Origin of the sequence: Desulfobacula sp., assembly GCF_030145145.1 — a bacterium.
In the GTDB taxonomy this organism is placed as follows: Bacteria; Desulfobacterota; Desulfobacteria; order Desulfobacterales; family Desulfobacteraceae; genus Desulfobacula.
The window spans coordinates 1-18269 of record NZ_JAQYWD010000051.1 but is presented as its reverse complement, the minus strand read 5'-3'; the positions used below and the strand labels follow the sequence as shown (position 1 = coordinate 18269).

At 50.6% G+C, this 18269-nt stretch carries 17 protein-coding genes; 14 read left to right on the top strand and 3 right to left on the bottom strand.

The features are described from left to right. Positions 1–61: 61 nt before the first annotated feature. The 4 genes from betA (at position 62) to Q1Q15_RS22670 (ending at position 5472) form a co-directional block, all read left to right on the top strand. On the top strand, positions 62–1714 hold the full coding sequence (gene betA / locus Q1Q15_RS22685; RefSeq protein ID WP_300464930.1) for a choline dehydrogenase: 1653 nt from the start codon (positions 62–64) through the stop codon (positions 1712–1714). Between the two features lie 65 nt (positions 1715–1779). Then, entirely contained in the window at positions 1780–2736 is a 957-nt protein-coding gene (locus Q1Q15_RS22680; protein WP_300464929.1) for an ABC transporter substrate-binding protein, read from the top strand. Between the two features lie 201 nt (positions 2737–2937). After that, entirely contained in the window at positions 2938–3714 is a 777-nt protein-coding gene (locus Q1Q15_RS22675) for an enoyl-CoA hydratase/isomerase family protein (RefSeq protein ID WP_300464928.1), read from the top strand. A gap of 330 nt (positions 3715–4044) precedes the next feature. Continuing rightward, positions 4045–5472: a trimethylamine methyltransferase family protein gene (locus tag Q1Q15_RS22670; RefSeq protein WP_300464927.1), complete on the top strand. Its 1428-nt coding sequence runs from the start codon at positions 4045–4047 to the stop codon at positions 5470–5472. 31 nt (positions 5473–5503) lie between these two features. Here the strand turns inward: Q1Q15_RS22670 and Q1Q15_RS22665 are convergent, their stop codons facing one another. From Q1Q15_RS22665 to Q1Q15_RS22655, 3 genes are all read right to left on the bottom strand, one after another. Further along, positions 5504–6523 (bottom strand): radical SAM protein, encoded by a 1020-nt coding sequence (locus Q1Q15_RS22665; protein ID WP_300464926.1) that lies wholly within the window; start codon positions 6521–6523, stop codon positions 5504–5506. A 206-nt stretch (positions 6524–6729) separates the two neighbouring features. Continuing rightward, a complete protein-coding gene (locus Q1Q15_RS22660) occupies positions 6730–9117 on the bottom strand; it encodes an ATP-binding protein (protein WP_300464925.1) in 2388 nt (795 codons plus the stop codon). A gap of 82 nt (positions 9118–9199) precedes the next feature. Further along, positions 9200–9361, bottom strand: coding sequence for a hypothetical protein (locus Q1Q15_RS22655; RefSeq protein WP_300464924.1), 162 nt, complete (start codon positions 9359–9361; stop codon positions 9200–9202). A 328-nt stretch (positions 9362–9689) separates the two neighbouring features. Between Q1Q15_RS22655 and Q1Q15_RS22650 the strand changes: the two genes are divergently transcribed. From Q1Q15_RS22650 to Q1Q15_RS22605, 10 genes are all read left to right on the top strand, one after another. Beyond that, positions 9690–11360, top strand: a complete 1671-nt coding sequence (locus Q1Q15_RS22650) for a DUF3306 domain-containing protein (RefSeq protein WP_300464923.1) — start codon at positions 9690–9692, stop codon at positions 11358–11360. Then, positions 11360–11935, top strand: coding sequence for a molecular chaperone TorD family protein (locus Q1Q15_RS22645; protein WP_300464922.1), 576 nt, complete (start codon positions 11360–11362; stop codon positions 11933–11935). Before Q1Q15_RS22650 ends, Q1Q15_RS22645 begins: the two co-directional genes overlap by 1 nt. A gap of 12 nt (positions 11936–11947) precedes the next feature. Then, positions 11948–12157 (top strand): hypothetical protein, encoded by a 210-nt coding sequence (locus Q1Q15_RS22640; RefSeq protein ID WP_300464921.1) that lies wholly within the window; start codon positions 11948–11950, stop codon positions 12155–12157. A gap of 42 nt (positions 12158–12199) precedes the next feature. After that, the gene (locus Q1Q15_RS22635) at positions 12200–15085 is read left to right on the top strand and encodes a formate dehydrogenase subunit alpha (protein ID WP_300464920.1); all 2886 of its coding nucleotides are present in this window, start codon (positions 12200–12202) and stop codon (positions 15083–15085) included. A gap of 14 nt (positions 15086–15099) precedes the next feature. Further along, entirely contained in the window at positions 15100–15690 is a 591-nt protein-coding gene (gene fdh3B / locus Q1Q15_RS22630; RefSeq protein WP_300464919.1) for a formate dehydrogenase FDH3 subunit beta, read from the top strand. A 27-nt stretch (positions 15691–15717) separates the two neighbouring features. Continuing rightward, positions 15718–16755 (top strand): formate dehydrogenase subunit gamma, encoded by a 1038-nt coding sequence (locus Q1Q15_RS22625; RefSeq protein WP_300464918.1) that lies wholly within the window; start codon positions 15718–15720, stop codon positions 16753–16755. A gap of 83 nt (positions 16756–16838) precedes the next feature. Then, positions 16839–17177 carry a hypothetical protein gene (locus Q1Q15_RS22620; protein WP_300464917.1) on the top strand — a complete coding sequence of 113 codons (339 nt, stop codon included), beginning with the start codon at positions 16839–16841 and terminating at the stop codon, positions 17175–17177. Positions 17178–17257: 80 nt separating this feature from the next. Then, the gene (locus Q1Q15_RS22615) at positions 17258–17461 is read left to right on the top strand and encodes a hypothetical protein (RefSeq protein ID WP_300464916.1); all 204 of its coding nucleotides are present in this window, start codon (positions 17258–17260) and stop codon (positions 17459–17461) included. After that, positions 17442–17660, top strand: coding sequence for a hypothetical protein (locus tag Q1Q15_RS22610; protein ID WP_300464915.1), 219 nt, complete (start codon positions 17442–17444; stop codon positions 17658–17660). Before Q1Q15_RS22615 ends, Q1Q15_RS22610 begins: the two co-directional genes overlap by 20 nt. 38 nt (positions 17661–17698) lie before the next feature. After that, positions 17699–18151 carry a phosphatase domain-containing protein gene (locus Q1Q15_RS22605; RefSeq protein WP_300464914.1) on the top strand — a complete coding sequence of 151 codons (453 nt, stop codon included), beginning with the start codon at positions 17699–17701 and terminating at the stop codon, positions 18149–18151. Positions 18152–18269 lie beyond the last annotated feature (118 nt).

Here is an 18269-nt window from a genome sequence, read left to right as displayed (position 1 = left end):
TTTAATGCCATGGCCGGTAACCGGCCATTGAACCACACTATCAATAAGGAGTGCAGAACCGATGAAGCAGTATGACTATATTATCGTGGGCGGCGGCTCAGCCGGATGTGCCCTGGCCAACCGCCTGAGTGCGGATAAAGACAATAAGGTTTTAATGCTGGACGCCGGACGTCCCGACTATATATGGGATTTGTTTATTCACATGCCTGCGGGTCTTACGGTCCCTCTGGGCAATAAATGGTACGACTGGTGTTATGAATCCGAACCTGAACCTCATATGAAAAACCGGCGAATTTTCCACGGAAGGGGAAAGGTGCTTGGGGGCTCCAGCAGCATCAACGGCATGATTTATATCCGGGGCAACCCCCTGGATTATGAGAAATGGTCAAAGGACAAGGGAATGGAGCATTGGGACTATGCCCACTGTCTTCCCTACTTTAAAAAGGCCGAAAACAGAATCGCCCCCCCGGATCAATACCACGGAAAACAGGGGCCGCTGAATCTTGAAATCGGTCCCTGCACCAACCCGCTGTTCCAGGCATTTTTTAAAGCGACACAGGAAGCAGGCTATCCCCGGACTGATGATGTAAACGGGTTTCAGCAGGAGGGATTTGCTCCTTTTGACCGAAACATAAAAAATGGAAAACGCTGGAGTGCGGCAAGGGCCTATTACCACCCGGTCAAGCACCGCAAAAACCTGACCCTGATCATGAAGGCCCTGGCCACCCAAATACATTTTGACGGCAGCCGGGCCATTGGCGTTACCTATGCCCGGGGAAAAAAAGACAGCCGCACCGTACACGGCAAGCACATCATCTGCTGCGGCGGTGCCGTCAACACCCCCCAACTGATGCAGCTGTCCGGGGTGGGGGATGCCGACCTCCTGTCAGCATTAGACATCCCCGTGGTCCATGACCTGCCAGGGGTGGGGCAAAATTTACAGGACCACCTGGAGGTCTATGTCCAATACGGATGCAAACAACCGGTATCCATGGCCCCGGCCTTAAAATGGTACAACAAACCCTATATCGGATACCAGTGGCTTTTCCATAAAACCGGGGCCGCAGCCACCAACCACTTTGAGGCCGGCGGATTTGTCCGGAGCAACCCAGATGTGGCCTATCCTAACATCCAGTTCCACTTTCTGCCTCTGGCTGTCCGCTATGACGGATCTTCCCCCAATACCGAGCACGGGTACCAGGTCCACATCGGCCCCATGTACTCCGATGCCAGGGGCCAGGTAAAGATCAAGTCCCGGGATCCCTTCCAGCATCCGGCCCTCCTCTTTAACTACCTGTCAACAGACCAGGACAAACGAGAGTGGGTGGAAGCCATCCGTCTGGCCCGGGATATCATGAACCAACCCGCCTTTAATGCGTTCAACAAAGGAGAAATCTCCCCGGGCCCGGCTGTTGAAACCGACCAGGAGATCATTGACTGGGTGGCAAAGGACGGGGAAACCGCCCTTCACCCCTCATGCACCTGCAAAATGGGAACAGATAAAACCGCTGTGGTAGACCCAAAGACCATGAAGGTACACGGTACAGAGGGGCTGTATGCTGTGGATGCATCTGTGATGCCCTATATCACCAACGGCAATATTTACTCGCCGGTGATGATGATTGCTGAAAAGGCAGCAGACTTAATTCTGGGAAACACCCCCTTGGCCCCGGAAGCGGTGCCGTACCATAGGCACGACAGGAACCAACAATAGCAGAAGCACCGGCCCGGGCGGGAAAACTCCCGGGCCTTTTATAAATCTGAACACAAGGAGATTTTATGTTACACAGAACAAGGCGAATCATTCTCATTCTGGCCATGGCAATTTGTTTGACTGCAGGCCAGGCCCTTGGCGGCAATGCCCCTAAAATCAGAATCGGCAATGTCGGCTGGACCGGCGTCACCATTAAAACAGAACTGGCCGTGGCCATACTCAACAGCCTGGGGTATGAGGCGAAAAACCTCACCATGTCTGTCCCCATCACCTATATGGCATTGTCCAAAGGGGATGTGGATTTCTTCCTGGGCAACTGGATGCCGTCCATGGCCAATATTGCAGACAAGTATTTCAAAGAAGGGTCTGTTATCCAATATGCCAAGAACATGCCCGGTGCCAAGTATACCCTGGCCGTGCCCAGTTATTGTCTGGAAATGGGCCTGAAGGATTTCAAGGATATCGTGACATTCGGGGATGAACTGGAGTGGAAAATTTATGGGATTGAAGCCGGCAACGACGGCAACATGATCATTCAGGACATGATCGATAAAGACATGTTCGGCCTTGGCAGATTCAAGCTGGTTGCCTCCAGCGAAATGGCAATGCTGGCGCAGGTCTTGTCCTATAGCAAACGCAACAAGCCCATTGTATTCCTGGGCTGGGCCCCCCACAGCATGAACGAGCGTATCGACATGTCCTACCTGACCGGCAGTACTTCAGACACCTTTGGCGGAGATAACGGCACTGCCACGGTCTGGACCAACACCCGGAAAGGATTTGAAAAGGACATGCCCAATGTGGCGGTATTCCTGAAAAACTACACCTTCCCTGTTTCCATGGTCAACCAGATTATGACGACTCTCCACACTCAAAAAGGGGTATCCCCCAAGCAGGCCGGCCTGGCATGGCTTAAACAGCACCCGGACACCTACCGCGGCTGGCTTGAAAATGTCATCACAGTGGATGGGAAACCAGGTGTAAACGCCTTTGAAGCTGCCCTTGCCAACATTAATCCATAGTCGGTTTCATCCGTTGAAATGGTATAAACGCCAAAATTCCAACCATAAGTGGATAAAAGAAGGGAGATATTTTATGACATACAGGGGCATCAACCACCTTGAGGGCTTCCGTCCGACACCAAAGGAGGAGCGGCTTATCTCAAGGTAAAAAGGATCATTCCTTCCGGATTACCGGTTGGTTCAGATAAGGAGAAAAACACCATGGAACAATTGCAGCAGCATGAATTTATGCGTCTTGAAAAAAAAGGAAAGCTGGCCTGGATTACCTTTACCCGGGAACACAAACTCAATGCCGTGAACACCGCCGGCACCAGTCAATTGTTGACCATTGCCCGGGCATTGCGGGAAGACCCGGATGTCAGGGTCATTATCATCCGGGGTGAAGGCCGGGCATTCTGCACGGGTATTGATCTGTCTGAACTGGCAGACGATCAGATTGAAATGGCCTATCACCGCCAGTTTGAAGCAGCACTGCGCCTGTTTGAAACCATGGAAAAACTGGTGATCGTAGGCATGCACGGCTATTGTCTGGGCGGCGCACTTCAGCTCTCTCTTGCAGCCGATATCCGGGTCTGCACAACTGACTGCTGGATCGGTCTGCCAGCCATCAAGGAATCTTTGATTCCGGGCCTTAGCACGTGGCGCCTGCCGCGTTATGTTGGCTGGGGACGAGCCAAAAAAATGATTTTGGGCGGGCAGAATATTCAGGGCGAAGAAGCTTTGAGAATCGGGCTTGTGGATCACCTCGTCCCAAAAGAAAAATTTTTTGTCCATCTGGACCGGGAGGCCAAAAAATACCTGGCGGCCTGTTCCACCGGCAACCGCATGAGCAAACTCATGGTCAACCAGGCATTTGATATGGATTACGACCAGGTTCTTTCAAACTATTTTAAGCTGCAGGAACGCGCCCAGTTCAGCCTGGATGCCCAGGAGGCCAAGCGGGCCTACCGGGCAGGAGAAGATCCCCAGTGGCAATAACAAAATATACAAAATGGGGTCAAGCAGGATTTGCACCCGTTAGTTGCACCGGCTATGAGGGTTTGTCGGCCGCCGGGAAGAGCGGCTTGCCAACCGCAAGATGATAGTCCATTCGGGCACCGCCGCCTTAAGGCTGGACGACTCCCATGATGGGGCCACTGAAGAAGCCGTTGAGGTGCGAACGCCCTTCAGTCTGAAGGTCGTCGTACCGCGCGAGGAACTATTGGATGTACGGCCAGGCACTGCAGAATGGCCTGGTCAATTCCCCCTGAACCGGGAGGTAGTCAAATACCTATGTCAAAATCAAACTTAGAGCAGTGGGTATCGACAATGGCACAAGAGACTTTTGACAAGGGAATTACCTTGGAAAAGGAGGCGCAATTCGGCAAGGCCAAGGTGATTTATGAGGACATTTTCAGTCATGTCACCGATGAAACGCTTCTGAAAAAAGTTCGATGTCGGATGGCGGACATCGACGATCTGATCGCAGAGAAGGCTATTTACCAGCGCATTGACGAAAACGCAAAACGGGTACTTACGGAAATCGGTGTAAATATCATTGCGAACCAAACCCTTATGGATCTTCTTATTGAAGCCGATGCCATAGATTTCGACAACGAAACAGCTCTGTTACTCCCCTTGAAACGGGATTATATCAATCACTGCCTGGAGAAAGTACCCCGTGAAATGTCTGGAGACCCGGGCATGAACACTTTTGGCACGGGTGCAACTTCCCCTTTTCTAAAACGGACTAACGACGAAGATCTGCGTCCGGCTAGCCGTGAGGAATATGAAAACATAGTTCTCACGGTGAGCGAACAACAAGATATTGTGGGAATTTTTAGTCTGCCGGTTGCCTGCAGCAAGAGCACTTCTCTCTTCGAGATCGCCCAACTGATGGAGAAAAATTATCAAGGGCTCAAGATGATAACAACCCATACAATGAGCGATGACGAGGTGACATTTTTCAAAGACAAAGATTACTGGGTCGACGGCACTAGCCTGATGACCGCCTTAGCGCCTATGAATAACATGGTTGATCCTTTTTTGCGCAGTGCCGGCATAGGCAACAACCTTTTACTGATCGACCAAAGCATTGCCGGCATCTCTGCTCCCGGCAGCCCGGAGTCTCTCCTGACACAGATCCATGCCCAGGTGATTTTCATGATGATCATCGCCCAGACAGTCAACCCGGGTATCTCTTGCATTCACTGTGGCATTCCCAGTGTTATCGAGGCAGGCGGCCATATTTCTTACAGTTCTCCCCACCAAACCTTCATCAACGCAGCTTTGGCGAGGGTCAACATGTGGATTACAGGTTTCCCTTCAGCCCAGACCGGCGGTAGCACAAGTCTACCCGAAGTAACTTTCCAGGCGCTTTTGGATTCAGAATTGAGCCGCAACACGATGCGCAAATACGGGGTGCATATTGTACGACACGCCATGGGTGCTTTAGGCAGCCTCAACTTTTTCAGCCTGGAAAAATTTTTAGAAGACTGCCAGCGTGAAAGACGTTCCAGGATGATATTCGATGCGATGCCAAAGGATATCGGCGTGATACCAATGTACTTTCCCGCTGACGACCAGGCTCTTGAGGGAATCCGAAAAATTGCTCAAAAAGGCGACCCTAAAAATGCTGATCACACACTTAAGAACGTGGATTCATTTCGCCAGTGGGAGAACATGATCAGCCAGGCTGCTAAAAAGAAACTTTATTATCCGCAACTCAACGATGTGGTCAGCAATTTAATCAAATAGGATGCGTAATTTTTTTATATGAAATTGAAAATCAAGACAGCCCCATGTCAATTCGTTCCAGGACCGTTTGCTTTTCATCCGGGAATTGATACCCCTCATAGTCATGGGTAAACACCAGATCTCCCTTTGGGGTGCGCCAATGGTTGCCCATGTGGTCAAAACAGACCTTTGAGGTGACCTCCAGAGCTGATATCATCCGCTTGAGTTCCAGAAGCATTTCCCTTGATGTTGACAGGACAATTTCCCCCTTCTGAACCTGATTCTGGATCGGGGTGCCGGGGATGAGCCTGAAGGGTCTGGACCGGATGTAGTGGGGATTGACGGCGTTAAGAACCCGGGCTGTGCCATCGGCATGCTGGTTCGACATTTTTTTGCCTCCAAGGCCGGGCATCCAGTATTCAGACACTTGGAATCCGGCTGCCATGGCTTTTTGCCCTCCCTGGATCTGGTCCTGTGCATCGACTCCCTTTTTTATTTGTTTGAGCAGGTTGCTATCCCCGGTTTCCAGGCCAAGGTGGACCCGGTCCAGACCAGCGGCCCTGATGGCCTTGAGGTTTTCCAGGGAACGCTGGGCAATCGTCCGCACCCGGGCATAGGTTGTGATCCGGCAAATGGAGGGAAAGGTGTTTTTCAAATGAATCAGGGCCTCGATCAGGTCCTGCGGTTTCATGATCATTGAATTTCCGTCCTGAATAAAGGCGGTTTTCCCGCCTGCGGCCAGCCATTGAATGAGCATGTCCATGCCCTGATGATATTCCAGGCCGGGTGCACGCTCAAGCAAGGAAAGGATGGCTTCCCGGGTAATCCTGCCACCGTGGTTCAGACGGAAGGATTCGGATTTCAGATCATTGGCCAAGGCAGCCATGGCATTGATATCGGCCTTGATTTCATGCAAAGGTCTTGGTTCAAATTTCTTGGTCTTGTACATGGCGCAAAAAGTACAGCGATTCCACGGGCAGTTCCGGGAGAACCGTACAAGCAGGGAGGCGCTTCCCCCTTCACTTGGGGGACGGTACACGCCTGTTTCAAAGGAATAGATAGTCGCTGTCATTATCGTCTCTTTCATAGTTGATCATTGTGAACCCTACCACATTCCACCATCTGGAACAATTGGAATTTTTATCCCCCTTTGGCACAACTGGCCTTTTAATTGCCCACAAACCGCATGAAGCATTTGCATGGCAGATCAAAACGGGATCGGGCACAACATTGTGCCCGATCCCGACTGGGTGCATTTTGAAACTTTTGGAATCTATTTTACTTGCTGTAGCGGACCGACCGTTCGTGGAATTTTTTAAGCTTGGTTTGTATCGCTCCAAACAGGCTGTTTTCGGGAAAATAGTTGTTTTCGTCAGGTGTGCCGACCGAAGCACCGGTCAGAATTTCGATCCCCTGCTCGATCCCAGTCACCTTGTAAATATGGAACATGCCGCGGTCAATACACTCGACCACGTCCTTTCTCAGCAAAAGGTTCTTGACGTTAGATGACGGGATCATCACACCCTGTTCTCCTGTCAGTCCTTTTTTGGCACACACATCAAAAAAACCTTCTATCTTTTCATTCACTCCGCCGATAGCCTGGATTTCACCCTTCTGGTTTACAGAACCGGTGACGGCGATTCCCTGGCGGATGGGATAGCCGGAAAGGCTGGACAACACCGCATATAATTCGGTAGAGGATGCACTGTCACCGTCGATGCCACTGTAGCTCTGCTCAAAAGTGATACTCACGGAGACGCTCAGGGGATAATTCTGGGCAAACACTCTGCCCAGGTAACCGGCTATGATCATCACCCCTTTGTCATGGGTTTGGCCAGAAAGCTTGACTTCATGTTCCACGTTGACAATGCCGGGTTTGCCCATATAGGATTCTGCCGTGATCCTGGACGGCCTGCCAAATGCGATCTCGCCGATCTGGTATACCGCTAGTGCATTGACCTGGCCCACCACATCTCCTGTTACGTCAAGGAGTATAGATTGGTCGTCATACTGCTCCTGAACCTTTTCCTCGTAAAGATTATGGCGGAAGCGGTACTCGCTTAGCGCCCGTACCACATGCTTGTTGTCAACCGCTGTTGCCTTTTCACTGCCGGCCCAGTAGTCAGCTTCTTTTAAAACATCCAGTACCTGGCCGAACTTCAGGGACAATTTTTTTTGGTCCCCTGCGATGCGGTTGCCGTATTCGACGACGGCAGTCACGCCGCAAGGGGTAAACGGCAGTAAATTTTCCGTTTTGCAGGCCCTTGCAATGAGCCGTGCGTAATTAAGCAGGTTTTCAGGGTTCTGTTCGACTTCATGATCAAAATCAGCCCGTACCTTGAAAATCTTGTTGAATTTCAGGTCTGCGCCCTGAAGCCTCCGAAAGGTTTCATAACCGCCCAGCAGTATGACCTTTACATCTAGAGGAATGGGTTTGGGCTTTAAGGATGCGATAAAGATTCCAGCTTGATCCGGCGCATCCTGGATATACAATTTCCGGTTCTGCAAAGTGTTTTTCAGGGTTTCCCAAATCAGCTGATTCCTCAAAAGCGGTTCAATCTCCAGGATCAGGTATCCTTTGTTTGCCCGCAAAAGGGAACCGGCCTGCACCATTGTGAAATCCGTTGCCCCAGAACCTTGGGTCGGGATTTTTTCTATTTTGCCGAAAAGATTTTGAAATGTGGGGTTGTATTCAAAAATTACTGGCGCCCCTTTTTCTCCCCGTTGGTCCACCAGCACATTGACCTGGTATCTTTTTTTCAGGAAACCGGCCACATCGGCTGTTTCTCCAACCTGCTTCTCCCCGGGTAAAGCGGCCCTTAACAGCAGGGCGATATTTTCAACCATGTCTTTTTTTGTATCATCAAGAAATTGATGGGCCTGGGGCCAATTTTTGAAATCAGCAAATTGCACATCTATTTCTTCCGAAAAAAGGTCATCGGCCATTATCGCTGCCATATCCTCAAGTTTTCCCTGCATTTCCTTGGCCTGGGTGCGGACCTTTTTAAACGCGTCGTTCATCTGCTGCTGCACCTGTGCCAAATCGGTTTCAATGGTTTTTTTCCGGGCCGCGGCATACCCCTGAAAATCCTCGGGAGAAACCGGATGACCTTTTTTCATCGGCACGGGCTGGTATCCCTTTTCCGTTTGTACTATGCCGATGTCCAGTTTTGCAGCTTCGGCTTCAATCTGAGCAAGAATTGACTGGTGCTTTTCTGCATACTCTTTTTTGATCTTGTTTTGTTTTTCCTGAAAGGATTTGTCGTCCAGGGCGTTGGGAAACTTGACCTTCAACGTTTCAACAAACTGGGCCATCCGCCGTGAAAAGAACACGGCAGATCCTGTGGGCAGTTCCATGGTCCTGGGGCAGTATTCATCATCAAAATTATTGACCAGACAGAGGTCAGAAGGCGTCTCCCGCTGCTTGGCATGGGCCGAAATTAAATTTCTGGTAATGGTGGACTTGCCGGTTCCTTCTGGACCTGTAATAAAGATATGATAGCCGGAGCTTTTCATTTTCAGGCCAAAATCAATGGCTTCAATTGCCCGCCGCTGACCGATGATGCCATCCATCGGTTCCAGTTCATCCGTGGTCTTGAAATGGAACGGATCATCGTCGCATCGTCTGGTTAAGTCCCGTGTCTTCACCCTGTATTTTCTATGCATTGCAATCTCCTTTTTCAGATGCCCCCTGTTGAGGTCTAAATTTTAAAATGGGTTTTATAACACTTCCTGTTATTGAAAAAATTTAAAGATAAGAGCGGCAAAAAATATTATTCCATATTTTTTTCATGAGTTTTGAAAGGTCTGCGGCATCCATTTTTTCTTTTTCAAGCAAACGCATGGCGCCGATTGAAACTTCATTTAAACAGACATCCTCAACCACGAAAACCAGTTCTGTGCATTTCATCTAATCATGGCTTCCGTTATTCAGCAAGAGCTGATGGATAAAATTCTCATATCAACGGTTGTTGAGTAAAAGCTCAGGACTGCAACCGATCTGGACAAACTTGCTTCTGGGACTGGCTGATAATCAGTTCACCATTTAGATTATTACCCAAAACACCCGGGATAACAAAAATTTGACATGACACCCATTGAAATTTGGAAAGTTCAAACAGGAGCAATTGAGCTCCCGGCGGCAACGCTAAATTAAATAATGATTGAAAATGAATCACATGAATGATAAAAATTAATTGAATCACGGTTTTTATACCAATCCTTTATGAGGTTTCCAGTTGACACAGACCTCTGAAAATTTCAAATCCCCTGTGAAGACCGACAGGCAAGATCAAGATCTCCATCTGAAGCCTTCAAAGGCGGATCAACCGGAGCGGGATCAGCCTCAATCAGACGATCCCCTCGCGGATGCCCGCTGCCATGATATAGATACAATTCCCCCCACGCCGGTGTCGCCCATCGACAGCCTGGCTGAAGACAGCGACATGAAGGGATTTATGTCCCCGAATATCAGCGAAAATCTGAGAAGATCTGCCTTGCGCAAATTTTTTCATTTGCCGAAATTCAACCGACGAGACGGGTTGGATGACTACGATGAGGACTTTCAATCATTTCAGGACCTTGGCAATATCCTGACATCTGACATGCACTATCATCTGGCGCGTCTGGCCGAGCAGAAGACCGGCTCCCGTATAGACAGAGACCCCCTTGCGAACCGTCAGTCAGAGGCCATCGAGAAAAGTGCCGGAACGCCTGACTCGAAATCAGGCCATATTTCACACCCCAAAATTACGGAACCCATCCAAGACATGGAAAAGGTGGGTGATCTTTTTCTCCAACCTGACCTCTGCGCCCATGGGGCCAGGGGTTTAACCGGATGCACCCGATGCCTGGACGTCTGTCCGGCGGGAGCGATCAGCTCCGCTGGTTCTGTCATCCAAATCGATCCAAAGATCTGCCACCAAAAAGGGTTGTGTGCCGCGGTTTGCCCGACAGATGCCCTAACCCCCTTGATGCACAAGGATATCGATTTGTTGACAGCTGTCCGCTTGTCACTGGCCGACAATCCTGATTCAAATCCTGCTGTAATTTTTTATGACGCGAATCTTGATTCTGCAAGGCTTCAAACTGTCCCTGAGGGGACACTTTGTTTTCCCGTCAATTCCATCGCAGCGATTGGGATGGAGTTCTGGTTGGCCGCCCTGGCGTATGGCGCGTCCCATGTTGTTGTCCTTTTGGGAGACGACATACTGCCTGCTGCTTTTGACATTCTTCAAACCCAGATGTCTTATGCAACGAAAATTCTTGAAGGACTGCAACTGGAGAAAGAACGCCTTCAAATGATCCGGACAGATCATCGTCATCCGGAAGCGCCGTTCACTGACCTCGTCTCTTTAGCGCCAGTACATCCCACCCGACCCGCACGCTTTGCACCGGGTGACACCAAACGCACCTTGATATTTCAATCCATCGATTATCTTTACGAACAGGCTCCCGGCGATCGATCCTTGACGGCCCTGGCCAAAGGCGCCCCTTTTGGCGAAATTATTATCGACCCGAATACCTGCACGCTTTGCATGGCCTGTGTGGCGGTATGCCCTGCCAAAGCCCTCTGTGACGGCGGCGAGATACCGCAAATTCGATTTCTTGAAGGGCAGTGCTTACAGTGCGGCTTATGCAGCAGCGCCTGCCCGGAAAATGCCATACGCCTGTCGCCCCGGATGGTCTTTGAAATTAGGGCACGCAGTTCCCTGCGAATTTTACATGAAACAGAACCCTTCTGCTGTGTGGTCTGCGGCAGGCCCTTTGCCACCAAGGCCATGGTGGACAAAATCGTTGAAAAACTTTCCGGGCATTGGATGTATCAGGATGACGCGGAAAAAAAGCGCCTTTGCATGTGCGGGGACTGTCGTGCAAAAAATTTCTTTGAAACTGGAGCAGACCGGTAATGGTTGACGATATGTTGCGCGCCCATGTTTACAGTCTGCTGGCAGCATTGCTGGCCGGTCCTCCGTGTTCGGAGCTCCTGGGGCTTTTGGGAAAAATTGAAGATCAACCCGTGCTGGATACTGAAATGGCCCAGGCCTGGCAGGGGATGAAAAAAGCCGGGGAACAAACCAATGTTGCCCGGCTGAATGATGAGTATCACCGGTTGTTTATCGGTCTGGGCCGCGGACAACTGGTTCCCTACGGCTCCTGGTATCAAACCGGGTCGATGATGAACCAGCCCCTTGCCCGACTTCGAAACGATTTGGCGGTCCTGGGAATTCAACGCCGTTCTGACATGCCTGAAACCGAAGACCATGCAGCCGCATTGTGTGAAACCATGGCCATCCTTTGCAGCGATCCGGAAGGAATCGGATTGGAAACCCAGAAGGCCTTTTTCAGCGACCATCTCAAGAGCTGGATGGATCGTTTTTTCACGGACATGCAACAGGCTTCGACAATTCAATTTTACCGGGCTGTCGGCAGGCTGGGACACACTTTTTTAGCCATAGAAAATGCCTATTTAAACCCATTTTAGGAGGAACGGATCATGAACCGGAAAACCGGGCAAAACAGCCGTCGCAGTTTTATCAGAAACGTATTGCTGATGGGCGGGGCAGCCCCCCTGCTGGCGGGCGTTGCCAGGGCTGCTGGCCCTGGACTGAAAAAAAAATCAGAAGGAAGACCTGATCCTTACCCTTCCCAGGGCTACCGGGAAACACCCCACATTCGTCAGTATTATAAAAAATTGGCGTCTTAGATAGAATTGCTGCCACTGAACATTTTTAAAGGAGAAATTGCCATGGGTAAAAAAAATCGAGCAAACCGAAAGACAGGGGTTTCAAAAGGACGCGGTGCGGGCAACATGGACCGGCGGACTTTTCTGCGCCGCAGCGGTTTAAGCCTTGGCGGAGCAGCGGTAGCCGGCATGCTGCCTTTTTCTTACATGCAGAAGGCAAGTGCCCGGGAAAAAGAAAAATTCACTGGCCAAACCGATATTGAAATCCGCCACACGATCTGCACCCACTGCTCAGTGGGCTGCGGGGTGCTGGCTGAAGTCCAAAATGGTGTCTGGATCGGCCAGGAGCCGGATTTTGACTCGCCCTTTAATCTCGGATCCCACTGTGCCAAGGGGGCTTCCGTCCGTGACCACGGTTTGGGAGATCGGCGGGTGAAATATCCGATGAAACTTGTTGATGGAAAATGGAAACGGATGTCCTGGGACCAGGCCATCAGCGAAATCGGGGACAAGCTGCTGAAGATTCGCGACACATCAGGACCAGACGCTGTCTTCTGGTGCGGGTCTTCCAAGGCAAGTAATGAAGGCGCCTATTTGCAGCGGAAATTTGCCGCATTCTGGGGGACCAACAACTGCGATCATCAGGCCCGTATCTGTCATTCCACAACTGTGGCCGGCGTGGCCAACACCTGGGGCTATGGGGCCATGACCAACTCCTATAACGACATGCACAATAGTAAAGCCATGCTCTTTATCGGCAGTAATGCAGCCGAGGCCCATCCGGTTGCCATGCAGCATGTTCTGAGAGGTAAGGAAAACGGAGCCGTCATGATTGTTGTTGATCCGCGCTTTACCCGGACCGCTGCCCATGCGGATCAATACGTCCGGCTCCGGCCCGGAACAGATGTGGCCTTTATCTGGGGGCTTCTCTGGCACATATTTAAAAACGGTTGGGAGGACAAAGAATACATCCGCCAGCGGGTATACGGGATGGATGAGGTTCGCCCGGAAATAGAAAAATGGTCACCGGATGTGGTTACCGATGTTACCGGGGTGCCTGAAGAACAGGTGTTCCAGGTGGCCAAGACCATGGCTGACAATCGTCCCGGAACCATTGTCTGGTGTATGGGTGGCACCCAGCACCATACCGGAAACAACAACACACGGGCCTATTGCATTTTTCAACTGGCCCTGGGCAATATCGGGGTGTCCGGGGGCGGTGCCAATATCTTCCGTGGCCATGATAATGTCCAGGGGGCCACGGACATCGGTCCCAACAGCCACACCCTGCCGGGATATTACGGGCTTACAGAAGGTGCCTGGAAACACTGGGCCCGGGTGTGGGATGTGGCGTATGAATGGCTTAAATCGAGATTTGACCTGAGCCAGCAGTACGATTCCGGTGACGGCAAACCCGCCTACACCATGAACATACCCGGCATTCCGGTATCCCGTTGGATTGATGGGGTTCTGGAGAACAAAACCAATCTGTCCCAAAAAGATAATTTCCGTGCGGTTTTCTTTCAGGGACATGCCTGCAACAGCCAGACCCGGGGTCCGGAGATGAAACAGGCACTGGAAAAGCTTGAGCTTGTGGTTATTTCAGATCCGTATCCAACACACATGGCAGTGATGAGTGACCGTAAAAATGACACCTATCTTTTGCCCACCAGCACCCAGTTTGAAACCTATGGATCTGTGACCGCCTCCAATCGCTCCATTCAATGGCGGGAAAAGGTTATCGAGCCGCTGTTTGAATCCCTGCCGGATCATGTCATCCTGTATAAACTGGCCAAAAAATTCGGATTTGCCGACCAGATGTTCAAACATATTAAGATCAACGGGGAAGAACCGCTGATCGAGGACGTGCTCCGGGAGGTCAACCGGGGCACCTGGACCATCGGCTACACCGGGCAAAGCCCGGAAAGGATCAAATTGCATACCCAACACCGGGGCACCTTCAACACCACCACTTTAAAGGCTGAAGGCGGACCTTTGGACGGGGAGTATTATGGTCTGCCCTGGCCGTGCTGGGGACCGCCGGAAATGAAGCATCCGGGAACACCCCTGTTGTACGACCCCAGCCTGCCCGTGGCACAAGGCGGGCTGACGTTCCGTGCCCGCTTCGGTGTGGAACGCGACGGGGTCAGCCTTCTGGCAGACAATTCATACAGCAGGGGATCGGATATAAAGGACGGATACCCGGAGTTCAGTGCCGACATGCTCAAGCAGCTGGGCTGGTGGGACGATCTGACGGCAGATGAGAAAATAGAAGCTGAAGGGAAAAACTGGAAGACCGATCTTTCGGGTGGTATCCAGCGGGTGGCCATTGAACATGGCTGCGCCCCTTTCGGAAACGCCAAGGCCCGTTGCGTGGTCTGGACCTTTCCCGACCCGGTACCCCTGCACCGGGAACCGTTGTATACGCCGCGTTACGACCTGGTTTCACGCTATCCCACCTATGCTGACCGCAAATCCTTATGGCGGCTGCCCAACCGTTACCAGTCGATCCAGGCCACGGATTATTCCAGGGAGTTTCCGATCGTATTCATCAGTGGCCGCCTGGTGGAATACGAGGGTGGGGGCGAAGAAACGCGCTCCAACCGATGGCTGGCCAAGCTGCAGCCGGACATGTTTGCCGAGATCAACCCCAAGGATGCCAACACAGCCGGAATCAAGGACAAAGACTGGGTGTGGCTGGAGGGCCCGGAAGGCGGGCGCATCAAAGTGCGGGCCATGGTGACCCGGCGCGTGATGCCCGGCGTGACCTGGACACCGTTTCATTTCGGCGGCTGGTTCCAGGGCAAGGATCTTGTGGACCGATATCCCGAAGGAACCGCACCTTACGTCCGGGGTGAAGCCTGCAACACCGCCACCACATACGGATATGACCCGGTCACCCAGATGCAGGAGACCAAAGCCACTTTATGCCGCATCCAGCGGGCCTGAAAGGAGTAACAGATATGGCAAGAATGAAATTTTTATGTGATGTGGAACGATGCATTGAATGTAATGGCTGTGTCACCGCATGCAACAGCGAGCATGATGTTCCCTGGGGAATCAACCGGCGCCGGGTGGTAACCTTTAATGACGGTGAAGCAGGAGAAAAATCCATTTCAGTGGCCTGCATGCACTGCACCGATGCCCCTTGTGCCGCAGTCTGTCCGGTGGACTGTTTTTACACCACGGATGACGGCATTGTACTCCACGACAAAGATCTTTGTATTGGTTGCGGATACTGCTTTTATGCCTGTCCCTTTGGTGCCCCCCAATATCCCCAGGAATCGGCATTCGGGATGCGCGGCAAGATGGATAAATGCACTTTCTGTGCAGGAGGACCGCCACAAGACAATTCCCAGGCTGAATTTGAACAATATGGGCGTAACCGCATTGCCGAAGGAAAATTGCCGCTGTGCGCTGAAATGTGTGCCACCAAAGCCCTGCTGGCCGGTGACGGAGAGTTGATATCCGGCATTTACCGGGAACGGGTGATGAAGCGCGACAGCAGGCCGGATACCTGGGGCTGGCAAAAGGCTTACAATTTCAAATCTTAAATTTCACCTGTGGGAGGAAGAATAAAAATGACAGCACCAGCAATTAAAGGAAGTTTTAAAGTATCAGAGGATTGGCGGCCCAGGGCAATACTTTTGATGCTTATGATCGCCATGGCCACCCTTATGATTTCAGGATGGATACTTCATGAAGGGGTGTTTGCTTCGGATACACCACAAATCAAGACAACCAATCCCCGCGCCAGCTTCTGGCGGACAGTTCGAGAAGGACAGGCCGGCGTTACAACCGTTCAAGGCAGGGAACGCACCGTATTGATCCAGAGCGGGGGAGAAAACTGGCGGCGTGTCCGTAACCTCTTTCTGGCCCGGATCTCACCCTGGCTTCTGGGCGGGGTGTTTTTTGTCATCCTGTTTTTTTTCTTTGTTCATGGCCCTGACAAACTGAAAGACGCGCCCTCAGGTGAAACGCTTAATCGCTGGTCATTGCCCCATCGTCTCCTTCACTGGTATACGGCACTGTTGTTTATCCTCATGGCCCTGACCGGGTTGAGCATGCTCTTCGGTCGGGCCGTTCTCATCCCTGTTCTCGGTCACCATGGGTTTTCAGGATACCTGGGCATGGCCATTAAAATTCACAACTATGGCGGTCCATTTTTTGTGGCAGGGCTGCTGATTGAAATCCTTGCCTGGTTCAAACCCAATATTCCTGAAAAAATCGATTTCGATTGGTTTAAATCTCTGGGCGGTATGATCGGCAAAGGACCGCGGCCCCATGCCGGAAGAATCAACGGCGGATCCAAAGCCTGGTTCTGGTTCACGGTTCTAGCCGGTCTGATTGTTGGCACCACCGGATTGCTTATGGATTTTCCCGAGTTCGGACTATCGCGCGGGATGTTCCAGGTCGTCCACATCATTCATGCCGTCATTGCCGTTATTTTTATGACAGGATCTCTGGGACACATTTACCTGGGGAGCATCGGTGCAGAGGGCACCTTTGAAAGCATGTGGAGCGGCAAAGTGAGCGCTCAGTGGGCCGAACAGCACAATGATTTATGGTATGCAGAATCGATGAAGGCAAAACCGGCACAAAGCGAACCAGCCGGATAAAATGACGTCGCATCGGTAATGTAATCTCGGCGGCTGTGCCGCAGTTAACCCGGACATTAGATCCATCATAAAAGGAGAAAAAAATGAAACTGCCAGAGTATATCACTGCGGAGGCCAGGGTTCCCGGGTCTGCCTGGATCGTATGGGCGGTTCCGCTGGGAATAGGTTTGGTCGGTGCCATAGTGGCCCCTGTTTACCAAAAACTTGCGGTTATCCTGGTTGGATTCAATGGGACTGGACAATGCAGACGGCAAGATTGCATTCATTATTTTAGCCGTTATCGGGATGACCAATCAGGCTTTCTTTTTCCTGAAAATGAACCGGAAGAACCATTGATTTTGATATTATATGAACACGCTTATTCATTCATTTTCAACGGATCCAACCTTGTGATAAAATCAACTTGCAATATTATTGAATAATGGAGTCATATTCTGTTTTTACCAGATATCAATCGTTTATATAAGGGGAATTACCCGATGAACCAAAAGGAAAAAATTTAATGAATCACAGAAGGATCGCAGTAACGGCAGGGGCATTTTTTCTCCTGTTTTTTTGGGTAGTTGCCTGGGTCAGCGAATCACGCGCCGGCACCAGTGACACTCAAATGGATCAAATTCATGCAAAAAAACAGGTCACTTTTTACCATACGTACGGATACAAGGAAAAAAACCTGGATCGTCCCCATGCACGCCTGGGTACATGAAAAGGCTGGCATGGTGAGACGTATATCCGCCAAACTAGCCATGGAAGCCATGGAAGAAAAGACAGGCATGGCTGAACTGAACCAATTGGAAAAAGACCTGTTTATGTCACGGATAAAGGATTTTATTGCGGACAGTGAATCCAATGAAGTTGTTATATTTAAATTCGACAATGATCCGGACAAAAAAAATATCAGATAACCAGTAAAACCAAACCATCTAAAACAGACCACAACGGCTTGATTGAGGGTGATATAAGACTCAGCCAGGACATCGTTGATCGGCTGATTTCATCACAGAATACGGGACAGCTGCTTCGGTTCCAGGCCGTATCTAAAAATCACATGGGCGTTGGATATGTAACCATTATTCCGCCTAAAGGTCTGTCCGTGATTTCCGACATAGATGACACCGTCAAAATCACCCAGATTCCCGATGGTGAAAGTATGGTATTAAAAAATACTTTTTTTCGTCACTTTGTTGCCGCCCCCTGTATGGCCCACATGTATAACACCTTTGGAAAAGACACGGCCTTCCACTATGTTTCCGGTGGCCCGTGGCAAATGTATCAACCGATTTATGACTTTTTGTTCAGCAAATATCCAGGCTTTCCCCGGGGCAGTTTCCACATGAAAAATCTCAGGACAAACCCGCTTGAATCAGAGAGCTACAAGGATTTCTGGAGGGTGTAAATCAAAGGTGTTGTAGTAATTGTTAATATTTGTAGACATCCTCATTTTCTTATGGTAGGGGATAATGGAACCCTAACATAAGGAGTCCGTTATGGAAAAAGACTGTTATCAAGAAATT

Excerpts from the sequence above, each read along its gene's own strand:
- betA (WP_300464930.1), top strand. The coding sequence starts at position 62 with ATGAAGCAGTATGACTATATTATCGTGGGCGGCGGCTCAGCCGGATGT.
- Q1Q15_RS22680 (WP_300464929.1), top strand. The coding sequence starts at position 1,780 with ATGTTACACAGAACAAGGCGAATCATTCTCATTCTGGCCATGGCAATT.
- Q1Q15_RS22675 (WP_300464928.1), top strand. The coding sequence starts at position 2,938 with ATGGAACAATTGCAGCAGCATGAATTTATGCGTCTTGAAAAAAAAGGA.
- Q1Q15_RS22670 (WP_300464927.1), top strand. The coding sequence starts at position 4,045 with ATGGCACAAGAGACTTTTGACAAGGGAATTACCTTGGAAAAGGAGGCG.
- Q1Q15_RS22665 (WP_300464926.1), bottom strand. The coding sequence starts at position 6,523 with ATGACAGCGACTATCTATTCCTTTGAAACAGGCGTGTACCGTCCCCCA.
- Q1Q15_RS22660 (WP_300464925.1), bottom strand. The coding sequence starts at position 9,117 with ATGCATAGAAAATACAGGGTGAAGACACGGGACTTAACCAGACGATGC.
- Q1Q15_RS22655 (WP_300464924.1), bottom strand. The coding sequence starts at position 9,361 with ATGAAATGCACAGAACTGGTTTTCGTGGTTGAGGATGTCTGTTTAAAT.
- Q1Q15_RS22645 (WP_300464922.1), top strand. The coding sequence starts at position 11,360 with ATGGTTGACGATATGTTGCGCGCCCATGTTTACAGTCTGCTGGCAGCA.
- Q1Q15_RS22640 (WP_300464921.1), top strand. The coding sequence starts at position 11,948 with ATGAACCGGAAAACCGGGCAAAACAGCCGTCGCAGTTTTATCAGAAAC.
- Q1Q15_RS22635 (WP_300464920.1), top strand. The coding sequence starts at position 12,200 with ATGGGTAAAAAAAATCGAGCAAACCGAAAGACAGGGGTTTCAAAAGGA.
- fdh3B (WP_300464919.1), top strand. The coding sequence starts at position 15,100 with ATGGCAAGAATGAAATTTTTATGTGATGTGGAACGATGCATTGAATGT.
- Q1Q15_RS22625 (WP_300464918.1), top strand. The coding sequence starts at position 15,718 with ATGACAGCACCAGCAATTAAAGGAAGTTTTAAAGTATCAGAGGATTGG.
- Q1Q15_RS22620 (WP_300464917.1), top strand. The coding sequence starts at position 16,839 with ATGAAACTGCCAGAGTATATCACTGCGGAGGCCAGGGTTCCCGGGTCT.
- Q1Q15_RS22615 (WP_300464916.1), top strand. The coding sequence starts at position 17,258 with ATGAATCACAGAAGGATCGCAGTAACGGCAGGGGCATTTTTTCTCCTG.
- Q1Q15_RS22610 (WP_300464915.1), top strand. The coding sequence starts at position 17,442 with ATGCACGCCTGGGTACATGAAAAGGCTGGCATGGTGAGACGTATATCC.